A 1,264-nucleotide genomic window follows, 5' to 3' on the forward strand; every position below is an offset into this window, starting at 1 on the left:
GGGACTGCTGCAGGTTTCGTTGACTCGTTCGTCTAGGCCGCGAGAGCGACCTGTGGGTTGATGATCGTCTCGTACTCGATCGGGGTCAACTTCCCCAGGCCACGTTGCCGCCGCTTCCGGTGATAGGTCGCTTCGATCCAGGTAATGATCGCCAGCCGGAGCTCTTCCCGAGTCGCCCAACGCTTCCGGTTCAGGACGTTCTTCTGCAGGAGCGCGAAGAACGATTCCATCGCAGCATTGTCCGCGCACGCACCGACTCGGCCCATCGATCCGAGCAGGCCGGCATCACCCAGCGAGCGGACGAACTTCTTCGACCGGAACTGACTACCGCGATCCGAGTGGACGACCGTCCCGGTCGGATTCCGGCGGTGCACCGCCATCCGCAGGGCCGCGACGGCAAGCGAGGACCGCATACGATCGCCGATTGAGTAACCCACGATCCGGCGCGAGCAGGCGTCCTTGATCGCGCAGAGGTAGAGCTTGCCCTCACCAGTCGGGTGCTCAGTGATATCGGTCAGCCAGAGCTTGTCGAGGTCTGGCGCCGTGAACGCACGCCGGACCCGGTCGTCGTGCACCGGCGGCCCGGCCTTCCGGTTCAGGCCACGCTTCTTCGCGTGCAACGACCACAGCCGCTGCTGTGAACACAGCCGCCACACCCGCCGTTCCGAAACCCGGTGGCCGGCCGCGACGAGGTCGTCGGCGATGAACCGATACCCGAACGTTGGGTCGTCGCGGTGCGCATCAATCGCTGCGTTGGTCAGGTGCGCGTCGTCCCAGTCCCGCTTCGACACCGGATCGGCGCGCCACCGATAGAACGCCTGCTTCGAGAAGCCCAGCACCCGGCAGGCCACCGCGACAGGAACACCGTCGTCGGCGAGTTCGAGGACCAGCGGGTAGATCATTTTGGGAGTTGTGACTGGGCGAAGTACGCCGCTGCCCGGCGGAGGATCTCGTTCTCCTGCTCGAGCAGCCGGATCCGTTTCTGCGCCTCCCGCAGCTCAGCCTGCTCCACCGCTTTCCCCGACGGCGACGCCGCGACACCGACGCCATCATCACGGTCCGCGAGGCGCAACCAGCGGGCCAGGCAGGACTCGGACACACCAAAGTCCTTCGCGACCTGCCGCACCGACGTCTCACCCTTCCGAGCGACCGCGATCACATCACGGCGGAACTCTTCCGGATACGCCTTCACCATGGCGCACATCCTTCCAGCAGGAGCCAACGCCCCTACCTGTCAGGAGTCAACGAAACCTGCAGCAGTCCC

Annotated in this window: 1 protein-coding gene; it reads right to left on the bottom strand. The window is 65.4% G+C overall.

All coding sequences use genetic code 11. The annotated features are described in order from the left end of the window. Window positions 1–32 precede the first annotated feature (32 nt). Window positions 33–1,195, bottom strand: a protein-coding gene (locus DEI95_RS16370; RefSeq protein ID WP_111060908.1) for an IS3 family transposase whose coding sequence is annotated in 2 segments (ribosomal slippage) — window positions 33–916 and window positions 916–1,195 — 1,164 coding nt in all. Because the reading frame shifts where the segments join, the coding sequence is not laid out codon by codon here. Window positions 1,196–1,264: the final 69 nt, after the last annotated feature.

Origin of the sequence: Curtobacterium sp. MCBD17_008, from assembly GCF_003234475.1 — a bacterium.
Classification (GTDB): Bacteria; Actinomycetota; Actinomycetes; order Actinomycetales; family Microbacteriaceae; genus Curtobacterium.